Genomic DNA, 17,237 nt, shown 5'->3' with positions numbered 1-17,237 from the left:
ATCATGCGAATCGACCTGCACACCCACGCCAAGCTGTCCAAAGCGAGCGACTTTTCGCCCGCTTATTACGACGAGATGCTTCGGGAAGCCAAGGCGAACGGGCTCGATGCCCTGGCCTTGACCGAGCATTTCAATACGCGGCATTTTTTCGACGTGTACGACCAGTTGGACCGGCTGTTTCCCTACAACGGAGAGCATTATGAAGCCGGCAGCCTCAAAATTTTCCCCGGCATGGAAGTGGACGTCCGGGAGACCGGGCATATTTTGCTGATCGGCCGCAAGGAGCACATTCTGGACGTCAGGCGCCGGCTCGAACCTTTTACGGAAAAAGACGCCTTCATCCCGTTCGCGGAGCTGATGACGCTGGCCGAGGAGGTTCCGCTGCTGAAAATCGGCGCCCACCCGTTCCGGGAATCGACCCCCCTTCATCATTTGGACCGGTCCGAGCTTCGGCGGCTGGACGCCTTCGACCTGAACGCCAAAGATATGTACGAGTACGGCAGCGAAACGAACCGCCGGCGCGTGGAACGCTTCGCCGCCGAGCTCGGCAAGCCGGTGACCGCCGGAAGCGACACCCACCAATGCCTGCAATACGGCAGCGTGTACAACGAGCTTCGCCGTCCGTGCCGTTCGGTCGCGGACTTGAAGCAGGCCATCGCCGACGGCGCTTACGACATCCGCGTCGCCGAGACGCTGCCGGTGCAAGTGAAAGCGTCCATCATGCTCAAAAAGCTGCTGAAGCAAATCGCCCGGCTCGAAGCGCTCGCGCTCGAGCCTTCCGCCCGCGAGTCGGCGGTTTAGCAGGCGGGGACGCGGGCAAGGCGTTGGCTCGGCTCCGAGCCGTTAGCGCGGGGAACGGTAGCGCCGAGCCTCACCGAGCCACGCTGCGCCACACCGAACCGCCCATCCGCATTCTCACGCCAATCCGCGTCCTCGTTTCCCGCCGAAATCAAAAGAAGCCCTCCCCGGCCGTATTCGGACCGATGGAAGGGCTCCCTGTATTGAGCATATGAAACGATTATCTTAAACCTTCTGCTTCTCGCGCAAAGCCCGCCGGATGTCGCGCTCCGCGTCGCGCTTGGCGGCGACGGCCCGCTTGTCGTACAGCTTTTTCCCTTTGCCGAGACCGATCAGCACTTTGGCGTAGCCGTTGCGCGCGTACACCTTCAGCGGCACGAGCGTGAAGCCTTCCTGCTTGGACAGCCCGAGCAGCTTGTGAATTTGCACCTTGTGCAGCAGCAGCTTGCGCGCGCGGGTCGGGTCCGAGGGATTTGCCCGGTTGCCCTCCTCGTACGGGCTGATGTGCATATTGTGCAAAAAGATTTCGCCGTTCCGGATCGTCGCGAACGCATCGTTCAAATTCGCGCGGCCGCGCCGGAGCGACTTGATTTCGGTGCCGGTCAGCACGATTCCCGCTTCGTAAGTATCCTCGATGAAGTAGTCGTGGGACGCTTTCTTGTTTTGCGCCAACGGTTTGTCCGTTTGACTGTTTTTGCCCATTCCGCTCCATCTCCTTCACGCAACGATTGAATTGCAGCCAGCCGGACATTCATTATACCACGACCGGAACGCCCGCGGCAAAGGGGGCTTCTCCGTCGGGAACCGGGGTTCCGGCCCGAATCGCGTTCTTTCGTCAAGCGCCTCGCCCCCGCCGATCCTTAACCCCATTAGAGATAAACCCCGTTAACGCCGAACATCAACTTGTCCGAAGATTAACCGCGCGAACGTTTCGCCTGTTAACGAATCGCAGCCGAAGGCTCATCCTGCGGGCCACTCGCCGGCTCCCGCATAATCTGCCTTGATGACGATCCGTCGCGAAGGTCTAGCTCAAAGCCTTGTCGATCAACGCCATCCGGATGTACAGCCCGTTCACGGCCTGGCGGAAATACGCCGCGCGCGGATCGTTGTCCACCGCCTCGGAAATTTCCCCGGCGCGCGGCAGCGGGTGCAGCACGATCGCGTTTCGGTTCAGGCCGTCCATCAGCTCGGGATCGACGATATATTTGCCGGAAGCCTTCTCGTACTCCTCCAGCGACGTAAACCGCTCCTTCTGGATGCGCGTCTGGTACAGCACGTCGATGTCGCCCGCGACCGCGTTCAGGTCGGCCGTTTCCCGGTAGCGGATGCCCTTTTCGTCCATGTACCGTTTGACGCTTTCCGGAATGCGCACGTTGTCCGGGGAGATGTAGTAGATCGAAACGTCGGAATAGTTGGCCAAAATGTAGCTTAGCGAATGCACCGTCCGCCCGTACGCGAGATCGCCCACCATGGCGATGCGCAGGCCGTCGATGCGTCCGCATTCCTTCTGGATCGTATACGCGTCCAGCAGCGCCTGCGTCGGGTGCTCGCCCGCTCCGTCCCCCGCGTTGATAACCGGCACGCCGGCCACCGCCGCCGCGCGCTTGGCCGCTCCGATTTCCGTATGGCGCATGACGATGATGTCGCTATAGCCCGTTACGATGCGAATCGTATCCTCCAGCGTCTCGCCCTTGATCGCCGACGAAAACTGCGCCGCGTTCTCCGTGCCGATGACGCTTCCCCCGAGCCGGGTCATCGCCGATTCGAACGACAGCCGCGTCCGCGTGCTCGCCTCGAAAAACAGCGTCGTCATGATCCGTCCCTCGTATTTCCGGCTCCCGCCGCCGCGCACGACTTCCTCCATCGCCCGGGCCTCCTCGAACAGCCGGTCCAGCTCCGGCCGGCTGAACTGCTTCGCCCCGAGAACGTGATACAATTTCGGTTCCATATCGGATCCTTCCCCTCGTCCGTATCCTGAAATACACCATGTTCTATCCTATCGGATACGCCCTCAAAAGTAAATCGGCTTCCGCGCCCGCCGCGGCCATTCGCCGGCCGATCCTTTAGCGGATCTCCTCCGGCTTGCGGGTCAGGACGCTCTCCTCCAGAACCGCGAACTTGTCCCCGTATTCCCGTTCGATGTGGCAATCTCCCCAGGCGCAAAGCGCGTCCAGAATCGGCTTCAAGCTCCAGCCGTATTCGGTCAGCTCGTATTCCACCTTCGGCGGAACCTGATCGTACACGAACCGTTTAATAATGCCGTCCTGTTCCAGCTCCCGGAGCTGCTGCGTCAACATTTTCTGGGCGATGTTCGGGATCAGGCGCTTCAAATCGCTGGTCCGTTTCTTGCCGTACGTCAGATGGCACAAAATGACGCACTTCCATTTTCCTCCGAGGACTTCAAGCGTAGCTTCCACTCCGATGTTGTATCTTTTAGAGTTCATCGATGACAGCTCCTTTAGGATGAGGGTACTTTTTGGTGCCTATAGCACTTGAAAGTACGTACTGTTATTTATTGTCCGTTTAATTCATAATAACATTCGCCGGCCGGCAACAACAACCTATGGAGTGGAGAGAGAGAGATGACGCATAACCGAAAAACAAGCGCGCCGGCGCTGCTGGCGCTGGCGATCAGCGCATTCGCCATCGGAGCGACGGAATTTATCAGCGTCGGGCTGCTGCCGCTCATTTCCGATGATTTGCATATATCGGTCACCGCTGCGGGCCTTACCGTAACCCTCTACGCTTTGGGCGTAACGTTCGGGGCTCCCGTTTTGACCGCTCTGACTTCCGGCGTCCCGCGCAAAACGCTGCTGCTCTGGATCATGTTCGTCTTCATCGCCGGAAACGCCCTGGCCGCGTCCGCCGGAAGCATCGGCGTGCTGCTGGCCGCCCGCGTCGTCTCGGCGTTCTCGCACGGCGTGTTCATGTCCGTCGGGTCGACCATCGCCGCCGACCTCGTTCCCGAGAACCGCAGGGCCAGCGCCATCTCGATCATGTTCTCCGGCCTGACCGTCGCCACCGTGGCCGGCGTGCCGCTGGGAACCTATATCGGCCAGGAACTGGGCTGGAGAATCGCGTTTTGGCTCATTACGGTTGTCGGAGCCGTCGCCTTTTTCGCCAATCTGACCCTTGTTCCGTCTTCGGGTTTGCGCAAGGGCACGTCGGTTTCCTTTCGGGATCAGGCGAAAGTAATTGCGAACGGCCGGTTGCTGCTGATGTTTATCATCACCGCGCTGGGATACGGCGGCACCTTCGTCGTTTACACGTATCTGTCGCCGATGCTTCACGAAATCAGCGGCTTTCCGGAAAAAACGGTGGCGCTCATCCTCGTGCTGTACGGCGCGGCGATCGCCATCGGCAACGCCGTAGGCGGGAAAACGGCCAATCGGAACCCCGTGTCCGCGCTGCTGGTCATGTTCTCCGTTCAGGCCGTCGTGCTGCTCGTTTTCACGTTTACCGCGCCTTATCCGGCAGCCAGTCTCGCGACCGTCTTTCTGATGGGGCTCCTCGCGTTCATGAACGTGCCCGGCCTGCAGTCTTACGTCGTCGTATTGGCCGAACGGTTCGTGCCCAAAGCGGTGGATGTCGCTTCGGCGATCAACATCGCCGCTTTTAACGCCGGAATCGCGTTCGGAGCGTACCTGGGCGGAATCGTAACGGATACGCTGGGCCTGATTCATACGCCTTGGGTAGGCGCCTTGATGGTCGGAGCCGCCGTCGCGCTGACGTTCCGGGCTCGCGCGCTCGAAAACCGGGATGCCCGTTCGGCCGGCTCTCAATAAATAAGGAGGGATACAAACAATGAAAGCACGACATTTGCAAGATACGATTAAGCTTCGCAACGGAGTCGACATGCCTTGGCTTGGCATCGGCGTTTTCCAGGTTCAAGAAGGAAGCGAGCTCGTGAAAGCTCTCCGGTCGGCGGTCAAGCTCGGCTACCGGAGCATCGACACCGCGGCGATCTATCAAAACGAGACCGGCGTCGGGCAGGGGATCCGCGAAGCGCTCGCGGAAACCGGACTGGCAAGAGAAAGCCTGTTCGTAACATCCAAGGTGTGGAACACCGACCTGGGCTACGAGCAAACATTGGCCGCGTACGAGGCGAGCCTGCAAAAGCTGGGCCTCGACTATTTGGACCTGTACCTCATCCATTGGCCGGTGGAGGGAAAATACAAGGAAGCCTGGAAGGCGCTCGAAACCCTGTATAACCGGGGAAAAGTCCGGGCGATCGGCGTGAGCAATTTTCAAATCCGGCATTTGGAAGAGCTGAAGGAAAGCGCCGAGATCGTGCCGATGGTCAACCAAGTCGAATTCCATCCGCTGTTGACGCAAGAGCCTCTGCGCGCGTACTGCGAAGAACGCGGCATCCAAATGGAGGCCTGGTCGCCGCTCATGCAAGGCCAGCTGCTGGATCATCCGTTGCTGGCGGAGCTTGCGGCCAAGTACGGCAAAACTGCGGCCCAAATCATTCTGCGCTGGGATCTGCAGCACGGCGTCGTCACGATCCCGAAGTCCACGAAAGAAACCCGCATCGCCGAAAACGCGAACGTCTTCGACTTCGAACTCGCGAAGGACGATATGAAGCGCATCGACGCTTTGAACGAAAACCGCCGCGTCGGTCCCGATCCGGAAAACTTCGATTTTTAAAACCGAATTTTCGCTTGCCTTGCGCCTCTCCGTGCAGAATTCCCGATGCGGATCCTGCCCGGAGAGGCTTCGGCTTTGCGGATCGGTCCGTCGTTCGTTCCCGCCCGACCAGCCTCCCTGCCTGAGGATACCGGAACGTCATGCCCGCCGCAACGCAAGTCTATGCAAAAAAAGCCGTCCGGACGAGCGGACGACTCTCTGCGACGTTGCGTTTTCGCTACTTTTTCGTTTTTTTGCGTTTGGACGGCTTGGCGGCCTTTTCGCCTGCGGGGGCAAGCGTCAGGGCCGGTTTTTTCTTGCTGCCGTTCCGTTTCCGGCCACCGACGGCACCGATGATACCCGCGGATCCGCCGGTGCCCGCGGCTCTCTCGCCGGACCCCCGTTTTCGGCCCCGGGAAACGGTGAACCCGACCTCATCGTCGTCATGGTTCCGGGAGCGGCGGCCGGCAGGCGGGATCGGCAGGCCCCACATGTCGAGCGCGACTTTGCGGGCGGGGGCCGGCGGAATGTAGTCCGCCGAGTCGCGGTTCACCGGCGGCTCGACGGCGAACTCCGCCGCCTCCGCCGGTGCCGGCCGCCCGCCGCGCCGGCCGGCTCCCTTCCCGCCGCCGGCTCCGGCGGCGGCGGAGCCGCCCTTGCCGCCCCGCTTCGCGCGGAGCGGCGGCTCTGCGGCGCCCGCTCCCGGCGCCGCCCCCAGCGCAACGCCGCCGCTGCCCCGGCGCTGCTTGCTCTTGCGCCCCGCCGCGGCCGCGCCAGCCGCGACGCCGGCGCCCTTGCGGCGCTTGCCGCCGCCCGCGGCCGCGCCGCCGAACGCCGCCGGCTCTTCCCGGCGGCCGCGCTTCTTGCGGCCGAATCCGCCGCGGCCGCCCCCGAACGCTCCGGCGCCGACGACGTTCATCTTGCCTGCGCGGCGAGGCTTCATGTCGACCATCTCGAAGTCGATGTTATAGTCGTCCATGTTGACGCGCGCGACGCGAATGCGGACCTCGTCGCCGATGCGGTACATTTTCGACGTGCGCTCGCCGATGAGCGCCATGTGCAGCTCGTGGAAGTGGTAGTAGTCGTCGGAAAGGTCGCTCAGCCGAATGAGCCCTTCCACCGTGTTTTCCAGCTCCACGAACATGCCGAAGCCCGTCACGCCGCTGATGATGCCGTCGAACTCCTCGCCGATTTTGTCCAGCATGAACTCGGCTTTCTTCAGCTTCTCCGTATCGCGCTCCGCGTCGACCGCCACCCGCTCGCGTTCGGACGACTGCTGCGCGATATCCGGCATCCGCTGCGCGAGCGCATCGAGCCGGTCCTCCTTCGGCATGCCGCCGCTTTCGAGCGTCTCGCGGATAATCCGGTGGATGACCAGATCCGGATACCGGCGAATCGGCGACGTGAAGTGAGTGTAAAACTCCGCCGCCAGCCCGAAATGCCCGAGGCTTTGCGAGTCGTACTTCGCCTGCTTCATCGAGCGGAGCATCATCGTGCTGATGACCGTCTCTTCCTTCGTGTCGCGGATTTCCTCCAGCAGCGTTTGCAGCGCGCGCGGGTGCACCGAATTGCCCTTGCCGCGCACGGCGTAGCCGAAGTTGCTCGCGAACTGCACGAACGTCATCAGCTTTTCGCTGTCCGGCTCCTCGTGAATTCGGTACAGAAACGGCACCTTCAGCCAGTGAAAGTGTTCCGCGACCGTCTCGTTCGCCGCAAGCATGAACTCCTCGATGATCTGCTCCGCGACGGAGCGCTCCCTTTTCACGATGTCGACCGGCTTGCCTTCCTCGTCCACGATCACCTTCGATTCCTGAAAATCGAAATCGATCGCCCCGCGCTGCATCCGGCTCTTCCGCAGCCCCATCGCCAGCTCCTCCATCAGTCGGAACATGTCGACCAGCGGCGCGTAGCGCTCCAGCAGCTCGGGATCCTTGTCGACCAAAATTTTGCGCACGTTCGTATACGTCATCCGCTCCGCCGTGCGGATCACGCTCGTATAAATGTCGTGGCGAACCCGCCGCAGCGTCTTCGGCTCGAATTCCATCTCGCACGTCAGCGTCAGCCGGTCCACCTTCGGGTGAAGCGAGCAAATGCCGTTCGACAGCCGGTGCGGCAGCATCGGAATGACGCGGTCGACCAGGTACACGCTGCACCCGCGACTGTACGCCTCCTCGTCAAGCCGGGACTTCTCGCGGACGTAGTAGCCGACGTCCGCGATATGGACGCCGAGCAGCAAATTTCCGTTCGGAAGCCGCTCCACGTTGACCGCGTCGTCGAGATCCTTGGCGTCCTCGCCGTCGATCGTCACGATTGCCCGGTTGCGGAGGTCGCGGCGGCCTTGCTCCGCGATTTCGTCCTCCCGGATCGTATCCGGAGCGGCCTCCGCCTCGGCCAGCGCTTCCGCCGGAAAAGCTTCCGGCAGTCCGTGCTTGCGAATGATGCTCAAAATATCGACGCCCGGATCGTCCTTATGGCCGAGAATTTCGACGATTTCGCCTTCCGCCGCCGAACGGCCTTCCGGGTAATGAATGATGCTGACGACGACCTTCTGCCCGGTCACCGCGCCGTGAAACCCTTCGGGCCGGACAAAAATATCTTTATTGATCCGCTTGTCGTCCGGCAGCACGAAGCCGTAGCTTTCGTGGTTTTCAAACGTGCCGACGACCTGGGTCACCGCGCGCCTGACGATGCGGACGACTTCCCCTTCCATCCGGGAGCCGCCTTCGCTCTTCGACGTCACGCGCCCCAGCACGATGTCGCCGTTCATGGCGCCCTTCAAGTCGTTGGCGTGAATATACAGGTCGGGATGGTCCTGCTCGTCCGGCAGCAGGAAGGCGAAGCCTTTCGCATGCGCCTGCAGCCTGCCGCGCACCAGATTCATCCGCTCGGGCACGCCGTAGCGCTCCGTGCGGGTCCGCATGATTTTTCCCTGATGCTCCAGTTCGTTCAACAGCTTCAAAAACGCCTTGAATTCCGCGGCGTCCTCCAATTCGAAATGCTTTTCCAGCTCTTGGTACGTCAATGGTTTATACGCGCTTTCGCGCATGAAATCGAGCAGTTCCTGCTCCGTACACAATGGCACCGGCATCACCTCGTCCTGCTATAGTATACACGCTTTCGGCCGGTTGCAATCAGATCAGCCGCCCTGTCAACCGCATAAAAAAAACGAGAAGCGATCGCTCCCCGTTTGGTTCCCGTCCGATTTACGCTTTTACGACATAGGCTACGACCAGCGACAAAACGAAAAAGCCGACCGCCAGTCCGACCGTCAGACGCTGCAAAAACAGGTCCAGGCCGCGTGCCTTCTGCTTGCCGAACAAGTGCTCTGCCCCGCCGGAGATGGCGCCCGACAGCCCCGCGCTCTTCCCGCGTTGAAGAAGGACGACAGTAATCAGGCCAAGCGAGAAAATGATCAGCAAAATTTTCAAGATTACTTCAAGTGCTTCCATTGCTTCCACCTCCATTGCGCTATGCAGACAACAGTATTTCTATTCTACCATAGACGCACCTGGGTGACAACCTGCTTTCGCGACGGGTCACGATGCCCATTTGCGCTTCAAAAACGCCTCGAAAACGAACGGACCGAACGGGAGAAAAGCGGCGGCCAGCGCCCCGAGCGCCCAAACCAACCGCCAGCGGTGCAAAATCGTCATCCAGGCGATCCCGGCCACGTACGCGGCAAAAAGAACGCCGTGAATCATTCCGATAACCGTGACCGGCTCGGGAATATCCACCATATACTTTAATGGCATCGCAATCAGCAGCAGCACGAGAAAGGATATGCCTTCGGCGTAGCTGACCCATTTGAACAGCCGGTAAGAAGTCGACATCTTGGCCTCCCGTCACGCGCGTTCCGGCACCGAAGGCGCCGTGCGCCAGGCCGCGGCGCGATGGCGGCGGCAGGCGGCGCACAGCCCTTGCGGGGCCCGGCCGGCGCGGATCTTCTTCTTTCAGAATAGCGAATGCGCAGGCGGCGCAAAAGACCGAATCCGCCGTCATTCGAGGCAATTTTGTGACCGAAATGGCGGAACGGGGCATCCCCCGGTCCCATTATCCGGTCCATGCCGCCGACGGGCGGCGGATCGGCAAGTGACGACCGGCACCCGCCCCCCGCTTCGGAGGACTCCTCGCCTTCCGCAAGCCGCGCCGCATGCCGGGAACGGCGCGCGGCGCGGCGTCGATTGCCTGCTCAATCCTCGCCGAACCATTTGCGCAAATAACGGATCGCCGTTTTCGCATCCTGTATTTGCGCGGGGAACGGGGCCACGTCGGACGGGCGATATTCGGCGATCGCGACGGCATAGCAGCGTCGGGCGACCCACGAGAGCGAAGCCAGGTTCAGGTCCAGTTCCTGCTTCCGCCAGGCCGAACCCTGCACATAAACGAGCAGCGGCCATCGCTTTTCGGGCTTCTGATGCTGAGCGGGCAAAATCAGGTGCATATGCAGAGGGTAGCCGTCGCGTTGACAGTAAGGATGCCGGTAAATCACCCGGCAAAATATCGCCTCCTCATCCATCGGAATCGTCTTCATTCCTTCGGCAGACGCTGCCGATGCCGGAAATTCCTCATAGCTTGCCGCGATGGGCTCGATCATGTTTCTAACGAATCCCGGCTTTTTTGACTTGTCTCCTCCGTACGTTTGCATACCTGCTTTCGGGTTCGTCTCCGGTCCGCCGCAAATTTTTTCCGCTCCTCCGCCATCTCCGTCTTTCTTCCGATCAGCGGCCGCTCGCGGGAACTTGCCGACGAATGAACGATGAACATCGTCGTCCTCCGGTCGGCATTTGCAACTTGTGCCATGTAGTGTAAACTCTGTTTAGGATCGCATGCGGCCTGTTGTTGCGCAGCGGTTCGCGCCGCCCGTTCGGCGTTTCAATCCTTAGAGGGACGTGCACCGATGGATATTGTCGATACCTTAAAAAACTTGACCGAAGAGGACCTGAAAAGCTGGCTGGAGCAATTTCGCGCGCTCGGCCCTCTCCCCGGCATTCTCCTTACGTTCGCCAAATCGTTCGTGCCGCCGCTGCCGACGCTGTTAATCGTCGGAGTAAACGCCGCCGTTTACGGGCTGTGGCTCGGCTTTCTTTATTCCTGGATCGGCATCGTCGCCGGTTGCCTGACGACGTTCTGGATCGTGAAAAAAATCGCCGGCCACCCCTTTTTGGACCGCTGGGCCCGCAAGCCCAAAGTGCAAAAAAGCATGGTTTGGATCCGGCGAAACGGATTCAGCTACGTCTTTTTGCTCAGCCTTTTTCCTGTCGGTCCGTTCGTCGTCATCAATATCGCGGCGGGCTTGGCGCGCATGCGGTTCGGGTCTTTCCTGATCGCGATCGCCTTCGGCAAAGCGATTATGGTGATGTCCGTATCGATCATCGGATACGATTTGTCCCGGTTCGTCGAGCATCCGCTGCAATTGCTGTATGTCGTCGCCTTTATCGCGGCGTCGCTATGGATCAGCAAAAAAATTGAAGCGATGTATACGCGGAAAACGGAAAAAAATTCGGCCTAACGCGCCAATTCCATTCGTGTAGTGCACCCGGTGCACCACTTTGGCGGTATCCGCCGCAACACCCTCTCATGTAGTGCACCCGTTGCACCACTTTGGCGGTATCCGCCGCAACACCCTCTCATGTAGTGCACCCGGTGCACCACTTTGGCGGTTTTCACCCCAACATCCTCTCATGTAGTGCACCCCGTGCACCACTTTGGCGGTATCCGCCGCAACACCCTCTTATGTAGTCCGCCTGCTCCCCTTTTTGTCCAGCCCCCATTATCTCGGCTCCCCCACAAAACAAAAAAGGCCCGGCCCGCCGCAGCGCCTGCCGGAATGGGCCGAACCTTTTTCGCATCTTTACTCGTAGCCCCGCGCTTTGAACCAAGCGTAGTTCAGCTTGGCGCTCTCCAGGGAATTCACGTCGTAGCGTTCCTGCTCAATGATGACATACTCGACGCCCGTTTCCTCGCAAGCCGCGAGCGCCGAATCCCAATCGACCGAGCCGCGTCCGATTTCCGTGTCGACGCCGTCATCCTTGAAATCCTTGGCGTGCACGACCGGCACCCGTCCCGCGTATTTGCGAACGTAAGCCGCCGGATCCTGGCCGCCTACTTTAACCCAACCGAGGTCGAATTCCGCGAACAGCAAGTCCGGGGAAACCCGCTCCAGCAGATGATCGATGACTGCTTTGCCATTAACCGTCTTGAACTCGAAAGCATGGTTGTGATAGCCGAATTCGAGGCCGGCCGCTTTCACGGTTTCGCCCGCTTCTTGCAAAGCCGCCGCGAATTTCGCCACGTCGTCCTCCGTCGGCACTTCCGCAAGCGGATAGGCCGGCACGATGAAGCGCTTGAGTCCGATTTCCAACGCGATCTCGATCTGCTGCTTCAAGTGCTCGCCGATTTTTTCCGGCTCCTTGAACGGCAGCCCGATATGGGCCGAAGGCGCCTTAAGTCCGGCGTCGTCAAGCGTTTGGCGAACCTCGCGGGCCGAGTGGCCGAAAATTCCCGCCAATTCCACGTTGCGATATCCGATTTCCGCCATCTCGCGGATCGTTCCGAGAAAATCGCGCTCGCTCCGGTCGCGAACGGAATAAAGCTGAATGCCCAATTGCGGCTTGCTCATCGGAAAAAACCTCCTGAACGTATCGATTCGATTCGTGCGCTTTCCCGCGTGGGCGAAGCGCATGTCTACCTCACATTATAGGGAAACGCCTTCTTTCGCGAAACCGCCGTTTTGGCCGTGTTCTTATGGCATTTGGTTCACCGATCGGGTCCGCCTATTGCCGCCAAGGCCGCGATGAACTTTGTCCCGGAAATTCTTTTCGAATAAAAAAGACGAACCCGAGCGTAAACGCGGTCGGATCCGTCTTTCGAAGGAAATGTATCGCAAGCGCGGGCTTCGAAAAGCGAAATTACTTGAAGCTGCGCAGGTTGTAGAACGCGGACTTGCCGGCGTATTGCGCGGTGCTGCCCAGGCGGTCTTCGATGCGAAGCAGCTGGTTGTACTTCGCTACGCGGTCCGTACGGGACGGAGCGCCGGTTTTGATTTGGCCGGCGTTCGTCGCGACCGCGATGTCGGCGATCGTGCTGTCTTCGGATTCGCCGGAACGGTGCGAGATGACGGCCGTGTAGCCGGCGCGCTTCGCCATTTCGATCGCGTCGAACGTTTCGGTCAGGGAGCCGATTTGGTTGACCTTGACGAGGATCGAGTTGCCGATGCCCTTCTCGATGCCTTGGGACAGGCGCTCGGTGTTCGTGACGAACAGGTCGTCGCCGACGAGTTGGACTTTGTCGCCCAGCTTTTCGGTGAGCAGCTTCCAGCCTTCCCAGTCGTCTTCGGAACAGCCGTCTTCGATCGTGATCAGCGGGTATTTGTCTACCCAGCTCGCGAGCAGATCGACGAATTCCGCGGAGGTGAAGGACTTGCCTTCGCCTTCCAGGTGGTACTTGCCGTCTTTGAAAAATTCGGTGGAAGCGACGTCCATGCCGAGGAACACGTCGACGCCCGGCTTGTAGCCCGCTTTTTCGATCGCTTCGATGATCGTGGACAAAGCTTCTTCGTTGGAGCCGAAGTTCGGCGCGAAGCCGCCTTCGTCGCCTACGGCCGTGTTCAGGCCTTTTGCCTTCAGAACGGCTTTCAGAGCATGGAAAATTTCCGCGCCCGTGCGCAGAGCTTCCTTGAAGGAAGGAGCGCCGACCGGCAGGACCATGAACTCTTGCACGTCGACGTTGTTGTCGGCGTGAGCGCCGCCGTTGACGATGTTCATCATCGGAACCGGCAGAACTTTGGCGTTGAAGCCGCCCAGGTAAGCGGAAAGCGAAACGTCGAGAGCGTCGGCGGCTGCGCGAGCCACGGCGATGGAGACGGCCAGGATGGCGTTGGCGCCCAGCTTCGCCTTGTTCGGCGTGCCGTCCAGCTCGATCATTTTGCGGTCGATCGCCACTTGATCCAGCGCGTCGTAACCGATGATTTCCGGCGCGATGATCGAGTTGACGTTTTCGACGGCTTTCAGTACGCCTTTGCCCAGGTAGCGGTCCTTGTCGCCGTCGCGCAGTTCGACGGCCTCGTAAGCGCCGGTGGAAGCGCCGGACGGCACGATGGCCGTGCCGCGAGCGCCGGATTCCAGGGTTACTTCGACTTCAACGGTCGGATTGCCGCGGGAGTCGAGGACTTCGCGTGCGTAAACGTCGGAAATGATCGTCATCGTGAAAACACTCCTATTAATCGTATTTTATTTCGTCCGGACCGCTGGATAACGCGGCGTCGGCGATTTAAGCGTTTTGAATCAGCGTTTGGCCCGTCATCTCCGCCGGCTGCGGCAGCTCCAGCAGCGTCAGCAGCGTCGGCGCCACATCCGCCAGAATGCCGCCGTCGCGCAGCGCGACGCCTTTCTTGGTCACGATGCACGGCACCGGATTCGTCGTATGCGCGGTGTGCGGACGGCCGTTTTCGTCGATGACCATGTCGGCGTTGCCGTGATCGGCGATGATGACCGCCACGCCGCCTTTCGCGAGAACGGCGTCGACGACGCGGCCGAGGCATTCGTCGGTCGCCTCCACCGCTTTGATCGTCGGTTCCAGGAGACCGGAGTGGCCGACCATGTCGGGGTTGGCGAAATTGAGAATGATCGCGTCATGCTTGTCTTCTTCGATTTCCTTCACCGCGGCGTCCGCGACCTCGTAGGCGCTCATTTCCGGCTTCAGGTCGTACGTGGCCACCTTCGGCGAATTGATCAGAATCCGCGTCTCTCCCGGCAGCTGGACGTCGCGTCCGCCGCTGAAGAAAAACGTGACGTGCGGATACTTCTCGGTTTCGGCGATCCGCAGCTGCTTCTTGCCCTGCTGCACGAGCACTTCGCCGAGCGTATTGTCGAGCTCCTTCGGCTTGTAGGCGACGAAGCCGCCGACCGTCTCGGAGAACAGCGTCAGGCAGACGAAGTGCAAATCCTTCGGCGCCTTCTCGCCGCGGTCGAAGCCGCGAAAATCTTCGTTCGTGAACACCTGCGAAAGCTGGATCGCCCGGTCGGGACGGAAATTGAAGAAAATGACCGAGTCGCCCGATTCGACGAGGCCGACCGGTTTGCCGTCCGCGCCGACGATGACCGTCGGCAGCACGAACTCGTCCATGACGGAGCTTTCGTACGAAGCTTTAACCGCCTGAACCGGATCGACGGCGGTCGGACCGTCGCCGTACACCATGGCGCGGTACGATTTCTCGACGCGATCCCAGCGCTTGTCGCGGTCCATCGCATAGTACCGGCCCTGGATCGTGGCGATTTTGCCGATGCCGACCTCGTCGATCTTCGCTTGCAGCTGCTGTAAGTACCCGACCGCGCTGTCCGGCGCAACGTCGCGGCCGTCCAAAAACGCATGAATGTAAACTTCGTCAAGCTGCTCCGACTTGGCCAGGTCCAGCAGCGCGAACAGGTGCGCGATATGGCTGTGAACGCCGCCGTCGGACAGCAGGCCGTAGAAGTGCAGCTTCTTGCCGTTTTGCTTGGCGTGGCGAGCCGCCGCGAGCAGCGTTTCGTTGCGGTAAAAATCCCCTTCGCGGATCGACTTCGTGATCCGGGTCAAGTCCTGGTAGACGATCCGTCCAGCGCCGATATTGAGGTGGCCGACCTCGGAGTTGCCCATCTGGCCTTCCGGCAATCCGACGGCTTCCCCTTGCGCGGTCAATTGCGTATGGGGAAATTCGGACCAGTACTTGTCGTAATTCGGTTTGTTCGCTTGCGCGACCGCGTTGCCCGTGACGTCGTTCCGCAGGCCGAAGCCGTCGAGAATGATGAGGGCAACCGGTTTCGGAGCGCTGCTCATCTTACTTCGCCCCCTCGACAAGCGCGATGTACGAGGCCGGCTCCAGGCTGGCTCCGCCGACGAGCGCGCCGTCGATGTCCGATTGGCCGAGATATTCGGCCACGTTGTTCGGCTTGACGCTGCCGCCGTACTGGATGCGCACTTTGGCCGCCACGTCGGCGCCGTAAAGGCCTTCGACGACGCTGCGGATGTACGCGATCGCTTCGTTCGCGTCCGTCGCCGTCGACGATTTGCCCGTTCCGATCGCCCAGATCGGCTCGTACGCGATGACGACTTGCGCCGCTTGCTCCGCGCTTAAGCCCGCGAAAGCCGCTTCCGTCTGCACGCGGTTCACTTCGTTCGTTTTGCCGGCTTCGCGCTCTTCGAGCTTTTCGCCGACGCACAAAATCGGAACAAGCCCGTGCTTGAACGCCGCATGCAGCTTCTTGTTGACGGTTTCGTCCGTTTCGTTGAAATATTGGCGGCGCTCCGAGTGGCCGACGATGACGTAGTCGACGCCGAGATCCTTCAGCATAACGCCGCTGATCTCGCCGGTGAACGCGCCGTTGTCTTCGAAGTGCAGGTTTTGCGCGCCGACCTTGATGGACGTGCCTTTTACGGCTTCGACGAGCGCCGGAAGCGCCGTGAACGGAGCGCAGACGACGCTCTCGACGCCGGCGACCTCCGCCTTGCCCTTCACGTCGTTCACGAAAGCGACCGCTTCGGAAACCGTTTTGAACATTTTCCAGTTGCCTGCGATAATCGGGGTTCTGCTCATCTTCTCAACCTCACTTGTCGTTCAGCGCCACGACGCCTGGCAGGGCTTTGCCCTCCATAAACTCCAGGGACGCGCCGCCGCCGGTGGAAATGTGGTCCATCTTGTCCGCCAGGTGGAACTTCTCGGCCGCGGCCGCCGAATCTCCCCCGCCGATAACCGTATAAGCCGCCGTGTCCGCGCAAGCTTGGGCGACCGCCCGCGTGCCGTGCGAGAACGGCTCGATTTCGAATACGCCCATCGGTCCGTTCCAAACGACGAGCTTGGAATTTTTGATGACGTCCGCATAAATTTCGCGGGTTTTCGGTCCGATGTCGATGCCTTCCCAGTCCGAAGGGATGCCGTCCACGCCGACGATTTTCGTGTTCGCCGAAGCGCTGAAGTCGTCGGAAACGACGATGTCGACCGGCAGGTAGAAATTTTTGCCGAGCTTTTTCGCCTTTTCGACGAATTCCTTCGTCAGCTCCAGCTTCGAATCGTCGCACAGCGATTGGCCGATTTCATAGCCTTGCGCCTTGAAAAACGTATAGGAAAGACCGCCGCCGATAATGATGTTGTCCGCGATCTCGATCATCTTGTTGATCACGTCGATTTTGTCCTTGACCTTGGAGCCGCCGACGATGGCGGTGAACGGACGCTCCGGATCGTTCAGCGCGCGGCCGAGCACGTCGAGCTCCTTCTCCATCAGAAGGCCGGCGACGGCCGGCAGATGATGCGCGATGCCTTCGGTCGACGCGTGGGCGCGGTGAGCGGCGCCGAACGCGTCGTTGACGTACAGATCGGCCAGCTCGGCGAACGACTTCGCGAGCTCCGCGTCGTTTTTCTCTTCGCCCTCGTAGAAACGGACGTTTTCAAGCAGCAGCACGTCCCCGTCGTTCAAAGCCGCGACTTTCGCCTTGACGGCGTCGCCGATCGCTTCGTCGGCTTTCGCGACGGGCTTGCCCAGCAGCTCGGAAAGGCGCGCCGCGACCGGAGTCAGGCGAAGCTCTTCGACAACCGCGCCCTTCGGGCGGCCGAGGTGGCTGGCGAGAATGACTTTGGCGCCGCGCTCGATCAGAAAGCGGATCGTCGGCAGCGTCTCGCGGATGCGGGTGTCGTCCGTAATCGCGCCGTTTTCAAGCGGGACGTTAAAGTCGACGCGGACAAACACTTTTTTGCCTTGAACGTCGACATCGCGTACGCTCTTTTTGTTCATAGGTCCAATCTCCTCCCGATAGGTCGTGCTCTAAAGCGAACCGTCCTC

Annotated in this window: 17 protein-coding genes; 4 read left to right on the top strand and 13 right to left on the bottom strand. The window is 60.5% G+C overall.

Annotation, left to right across the window (positions count from 1 at the left end; all coding sequences use genetic code 11):
• The first annotated feature begins 3 nt into the window (after positions 1-3).
• The gene (locus JW799_RS09555; RefSeq protein ID WP_205429513.1) at positions 4-801 is read left to right on the top strand and encodes a PHP-associated domain-containing protein; all 798 of its coding nucleotides are present in this window, start codon (positions 4-6) and stop codon (positions 799-801) included.
• Positions 802-1,023: 222 nt separating this feature from the next.
• On the opposite strand, the gene smpB is transcribed toward JW799_RS09555, so the two are convergent.
• The 3 genes from smpB to JW799_RS09540 all read right to left on the bottom strand — a co-directional run bounded on the left by smpB (position 1,024) and on the right by JW799_RS09540 (position 3,242).
• Positions 1,024-1,500, bottom strand: coding sequence for an SsrA-binding protein SmpB (gene smpB / locus JW799_RS09550; RefSeq protein ID WP_080831865.1), 477 nt, complete (start codon positions 1,498-1,500; stop codon positions 1,024-1,026).
• A 322-nt stretch (positions 1,501-1,822) separates the two neighbouring features.
• Complete coding sequence (pyrB, locus tag JW799_RS09545) at positions 1,823-2,746, bottom strand: aspartate carbamoyltransferase (RefSeq protein WP_080831864.1); 924 nt, start codon at positions 2,744-2,746, stop codon at positions 1,823-1,825.
• 115 nt (positions 2,747-2,861) lie between these two features.
• A complete protein-coding gene (locus JW799_RS09540) occupies positions 2,862-3,242 on the bottom strand; it encodes a winged helix-turn-helix transcriptional regulator (RefSeq protein WP_080831863.1) in 381 nt (126 codons plus the stop codon).
• 138 nt (positions 3,243-3,380) lie between these two features.
• Between JW799_RS09540 and JW799_RS09535 the strand changes: the two genes are divergently transcribed.
• Both JW799_RS09535 and JW799_RS09530 read left to right on the top strand, forming a co-directional pair.
• Positions 3,381-4,583: an MFS transporter gene (locus JW799_RS09535; protein WP_080831862.1), complete on the top strand. Its 1,203-nt coding sequence runs from the start codon at positions 3,381-3,383 to the stop codon at positions 4,581-4,583.
• Between the two features lie 19 nt (positions 4,584-4,602).
• Entirely contained in the window at positions 4,603-5,448 is an 846-nt protein-coding gene (locus JW799_RS09530; protein ID WP_080831861.1) for an aldo/keto reductase, read from the top strand.
• Between the two features lie 217 nt (positions 5,449-5,665).
• Here JW799_RS09530 and rnr read toward each other — a convergent pair whose 3' ends face one another.
• The 5 genes from rnr to JW799_RS09505 all read right to left on the bottom strand — a co-directional run bounded on the left by rnr (position 5,666) and on the right by JW799_RS09505 (position 10,227).
• The gene (rnr, locus tag JW799_RS09525; protein WP_420830609.1) at positions 5,666-8,515 is read right to left on the bottom strand and encodes a ribonuclease R; all 2,850 of its coding nucleotides are present in this window, start codon (positions 8,513-8,515) and stop codon (positions 5,666-5,668) included.
• A gap of 115 nt (positions 8,516-8,630) precedes the next feature.
• Complete coding sequence (secG, locus tag JW799_RS09520) at positions 8,631-8,876, bottom strand: preprotein translocase subunit SecG (protein WP_080831859.1); 246 nt, start codon at positions 8,874-8,876, stop codon at positions 8,631-8,633.
• Between the two features lie 87 nt (positions 8,877-8,963).
• Positions 8,964-9,257: a DUF3817 domain-containing protein gene (locus JW799_RS09515; protein ID WP_205429512.1), complete on the bottom strand. Its 294-nt coding sequence runs from the start codon at positions 9,255-9,257 to the stop codon at positions 8,964-8,966.
• A gap of 359 nt (positions 9,258-9,616) precedes the next feature.
• The gene (locus JW799_RS09510) at positions 9,617-10,021 is read right to left on the bottom strand and encodes an alpha/beta hydrolase family protein (protein ID WP_205429511.1); all 405 of its coding nucleotides are present in this window, start codon (positions 10,019-10,021) and stop codon (positions 9,617-9,619) included.
• A complete protein-coding gene (locus JW799_RS09505; protein ID WP_205429510.1) occupies positions 10,018-10,227 on the bottom strand; it encodes a hypothetical protein in 210 nt (69 codons plus the stop codon). The genes JW799_RS09510 and JW799_RS09505 overlap by 4 nt, the downstream gene beginning before the upstream one ends.
• Positions 10,228-10,324: 97 nt before the next feature.
• Here JW799_RS09505 and JW799_RS09500 point away from each other — a divergent pair, with 97 nt between their 5' ends.
• The gene (locus JW799_RS09500; protein WP_080831856.1) at positions 10,325-10,936 is read left to right on the top strand and encodes a TVP38/TMEM64 family protein; all 612 of its coding nucleotides are present in this window, start codon (positions 10,325-10,327) and stop codon (positions 10,934-10,936) included.
• A 342-nt stretch (positions 10,937-11,278) separates the two neighbouring features.
• Here JW799_RS09500 and JW799_RS09495 read toward each other — a convergent pair whose 3' ends face one another.
• From JW799_RS09495 to JW799_RS09475, 5 genes are all read right to left on the bottom strand, one after another.
• Positions 11,279-12,046, bottom strand: coding sequence for a sugar phosphate isomerase/epimerase family protein (locus JW799_RS09495; protein WP_080831902.1), 768 nt, complete (start codon positions 12,044-12,046; stop codon positions 11,279-11,281).
• Between the two features lie 289 nt (positions 12,047-12,335).
• Positions 12,336-13,628, bottom strand: coding sequence for a phosphopyruvate hydratase (gene eno, locus JW799_RS09490; RefSeq protein WP_080831855.1), 1,293 nt, complete (start codon positions 13,626-13,628; stop codon positions 12,336-12,338).
• Positions 13,629-13,695: 67 nt separating this feature from the next.
• Positions 13,696-15,240, bottom strand: a complete 1,545-nt coding sequence (gpmI, locus tag JW799_RS09485) for a 2,3-bisphosphoglycerate-independent phosphoglycerate mutase (RefSeq protein ID WP_080831854.1) — start codon at positions 15,238-15,240, stop codon at positions 13,696-13,698.
• Between the two features lies 1 nt (position 15,241).
• Entirely contained in the window at positions 15,242-15,997 is a 756-nt protein-coding gene (gene tpiA / locus JW799_RS09480) for a triose-phosphate isomerase (RefSeq protein WP_080831853.1), read from the bottom strand.
• A gap of 10 nt (positions 15,998-16,007) precedes the next feature.
• Positions 16,008-17,189 (bottom strand): phosphoglycerate kinase, encoded by a 1,182-nt coding sequence (locus JW799_RS09475; RefSeq protein ID WP_205429509.1) that lies wholly within the window; start codon positions 17,187-17,189, stop codon positions 16,008-16,010.
• Positions 17,190-17,237 lie beyond the last annotated feature (48 nt).

The sequence above is a fragment of the Cohnella algarum genome (assembly GCF_016937515.1).
GTDB classification, from domain to species: Bacteria; Bacillota; Bacilli; order Paenibacillales; family Paenibacillaceae; genus Cohnella; species Cohnella algarum.
The sequence above is the reverse complement of the archived record's forward strand: the minus strand, read 5'-3'. Positions and strand labels throughout refer to the sequence as shown.

Excerpts from the sequence above, each read along its gene's own strand:
- smpB (WP_080831865.1), bottom strand. The coding sequence starts at position 1,500 with ATGGGCAAAAACAGTCAAACGGACAAACCGTTGGCGCAAAACAAGAAA.
- rnr (WP_420830609.1), bottom strand. The coding sequence starts at position 8,515 with ATGCCGGTGCCATTGTGTACGGAGCAGGAACTGCTCGATTTCATGCGC.
- JW799_RS09540 (WP_080831863.1), bottom strand. The coding sequence starts at position 3,242 with ATGAACTCTAAAAGATACAACATCGGAGTGGAAGCTACGCTTGAAGTC.
- JW799_RS09510 (WP_205429511.1), bottom strand. The coding sequence starts at position 10,021 with ATGATCGAGCCCATCGCGGCAAGCTATGAGGAATTTCCGGCATCGGCA.
- JW799_RS09500 (WP_080831856.1), top strand. The coding sequence starts at position 10,325 with ATGGATATTGTCGATACCTTAAAAAACTTGACCGAAGAGGACCTGAAA.
- JW799_RS09530 (WP_080831861.1), top strand. The coding sequence starts at position 4,603 with ATGAAAGCACGACATTTGCAAGATACGATTAAGCTTCGCAACGGAGTC.
- gpmI (WP_080831854.1), bottom strand. The coding sequence starts at position 15,240 with ATGAGCAGCGCTCCGAAACCGGTTGCCCTCATCATTCTCGACGGCTTC.
- JW799_RS09505 (WP_205429510.1), bottom strand. The coding sequence starts at position 10,227 with ATGGCACAAGTTGCAAATGCCGACCGGAGGACGACGATGTTCATCGTT.
- secG (WP_080831859.1), bottom strand. The coding sequence starts at position 8,876 with ATGGAAGCACTTGAAGTAATCTTGAAAATTTTGCTGATCATTTTCTCG.
- JW799_RS09535 (WP_080831862.1), top strand. The coding sequence starts at position 3,381 with ATGACGCATAACCGAAAAACAAGCGCGCCGGCGCTGCTGGCGCTGGCG.
- JW799_RS09495 (WP_080831902.1), bottom strand. The coding sequence starts at position 12,046 with ATGAGCAAGCCGCAATTGGGCATTCAGCTTTATTCCGTTCGCGACCGG.
- JW799_RS09555 (WP_205429513.1), top strand. The coding sequence starts at position 4 with ATGCGAATCGACCTGCACACCCACGCCAAGCTGTCCAAAGCGAGCGAC.
- pyrB (WP_080831864.1), bottom strand. The coding sequence starts at position 2,746 with ATGGAACCGAAATTGTATCACGTTCTCGGGGCGAAGCAGTTCAGCCGG.
- eno (WP_080831855.1), bottom strand. The coding sequence starts at position 13,628 with ATGACGATCATTTCCGACGTTTACGCACGCGAAGTCCTCGACTCCCGC.
- JW799_RS09515 (WP_205429512.1), bottom strand. The coding sequence starts at position 9,257 with ATGTCGACTTCTTACCGGCTGTTCAAATGGGTCAGCTACGCCGAAGGC.
- tpiA (WP_080831853.1), bottom strand. The coding sequence starts at position 15,997 with ATGAGCAGAACCCCGATTATCGCAGGCAACTGGAAAATGTTCAAAACG.
- JW799_RS09475 (WP_205429509.1), bottom strand. The coding sequence starts at position 17,189 with ATGAACAAAAAGAGCGTACGCGATGTCGACGTTCAAGGCAAAAAAGTG.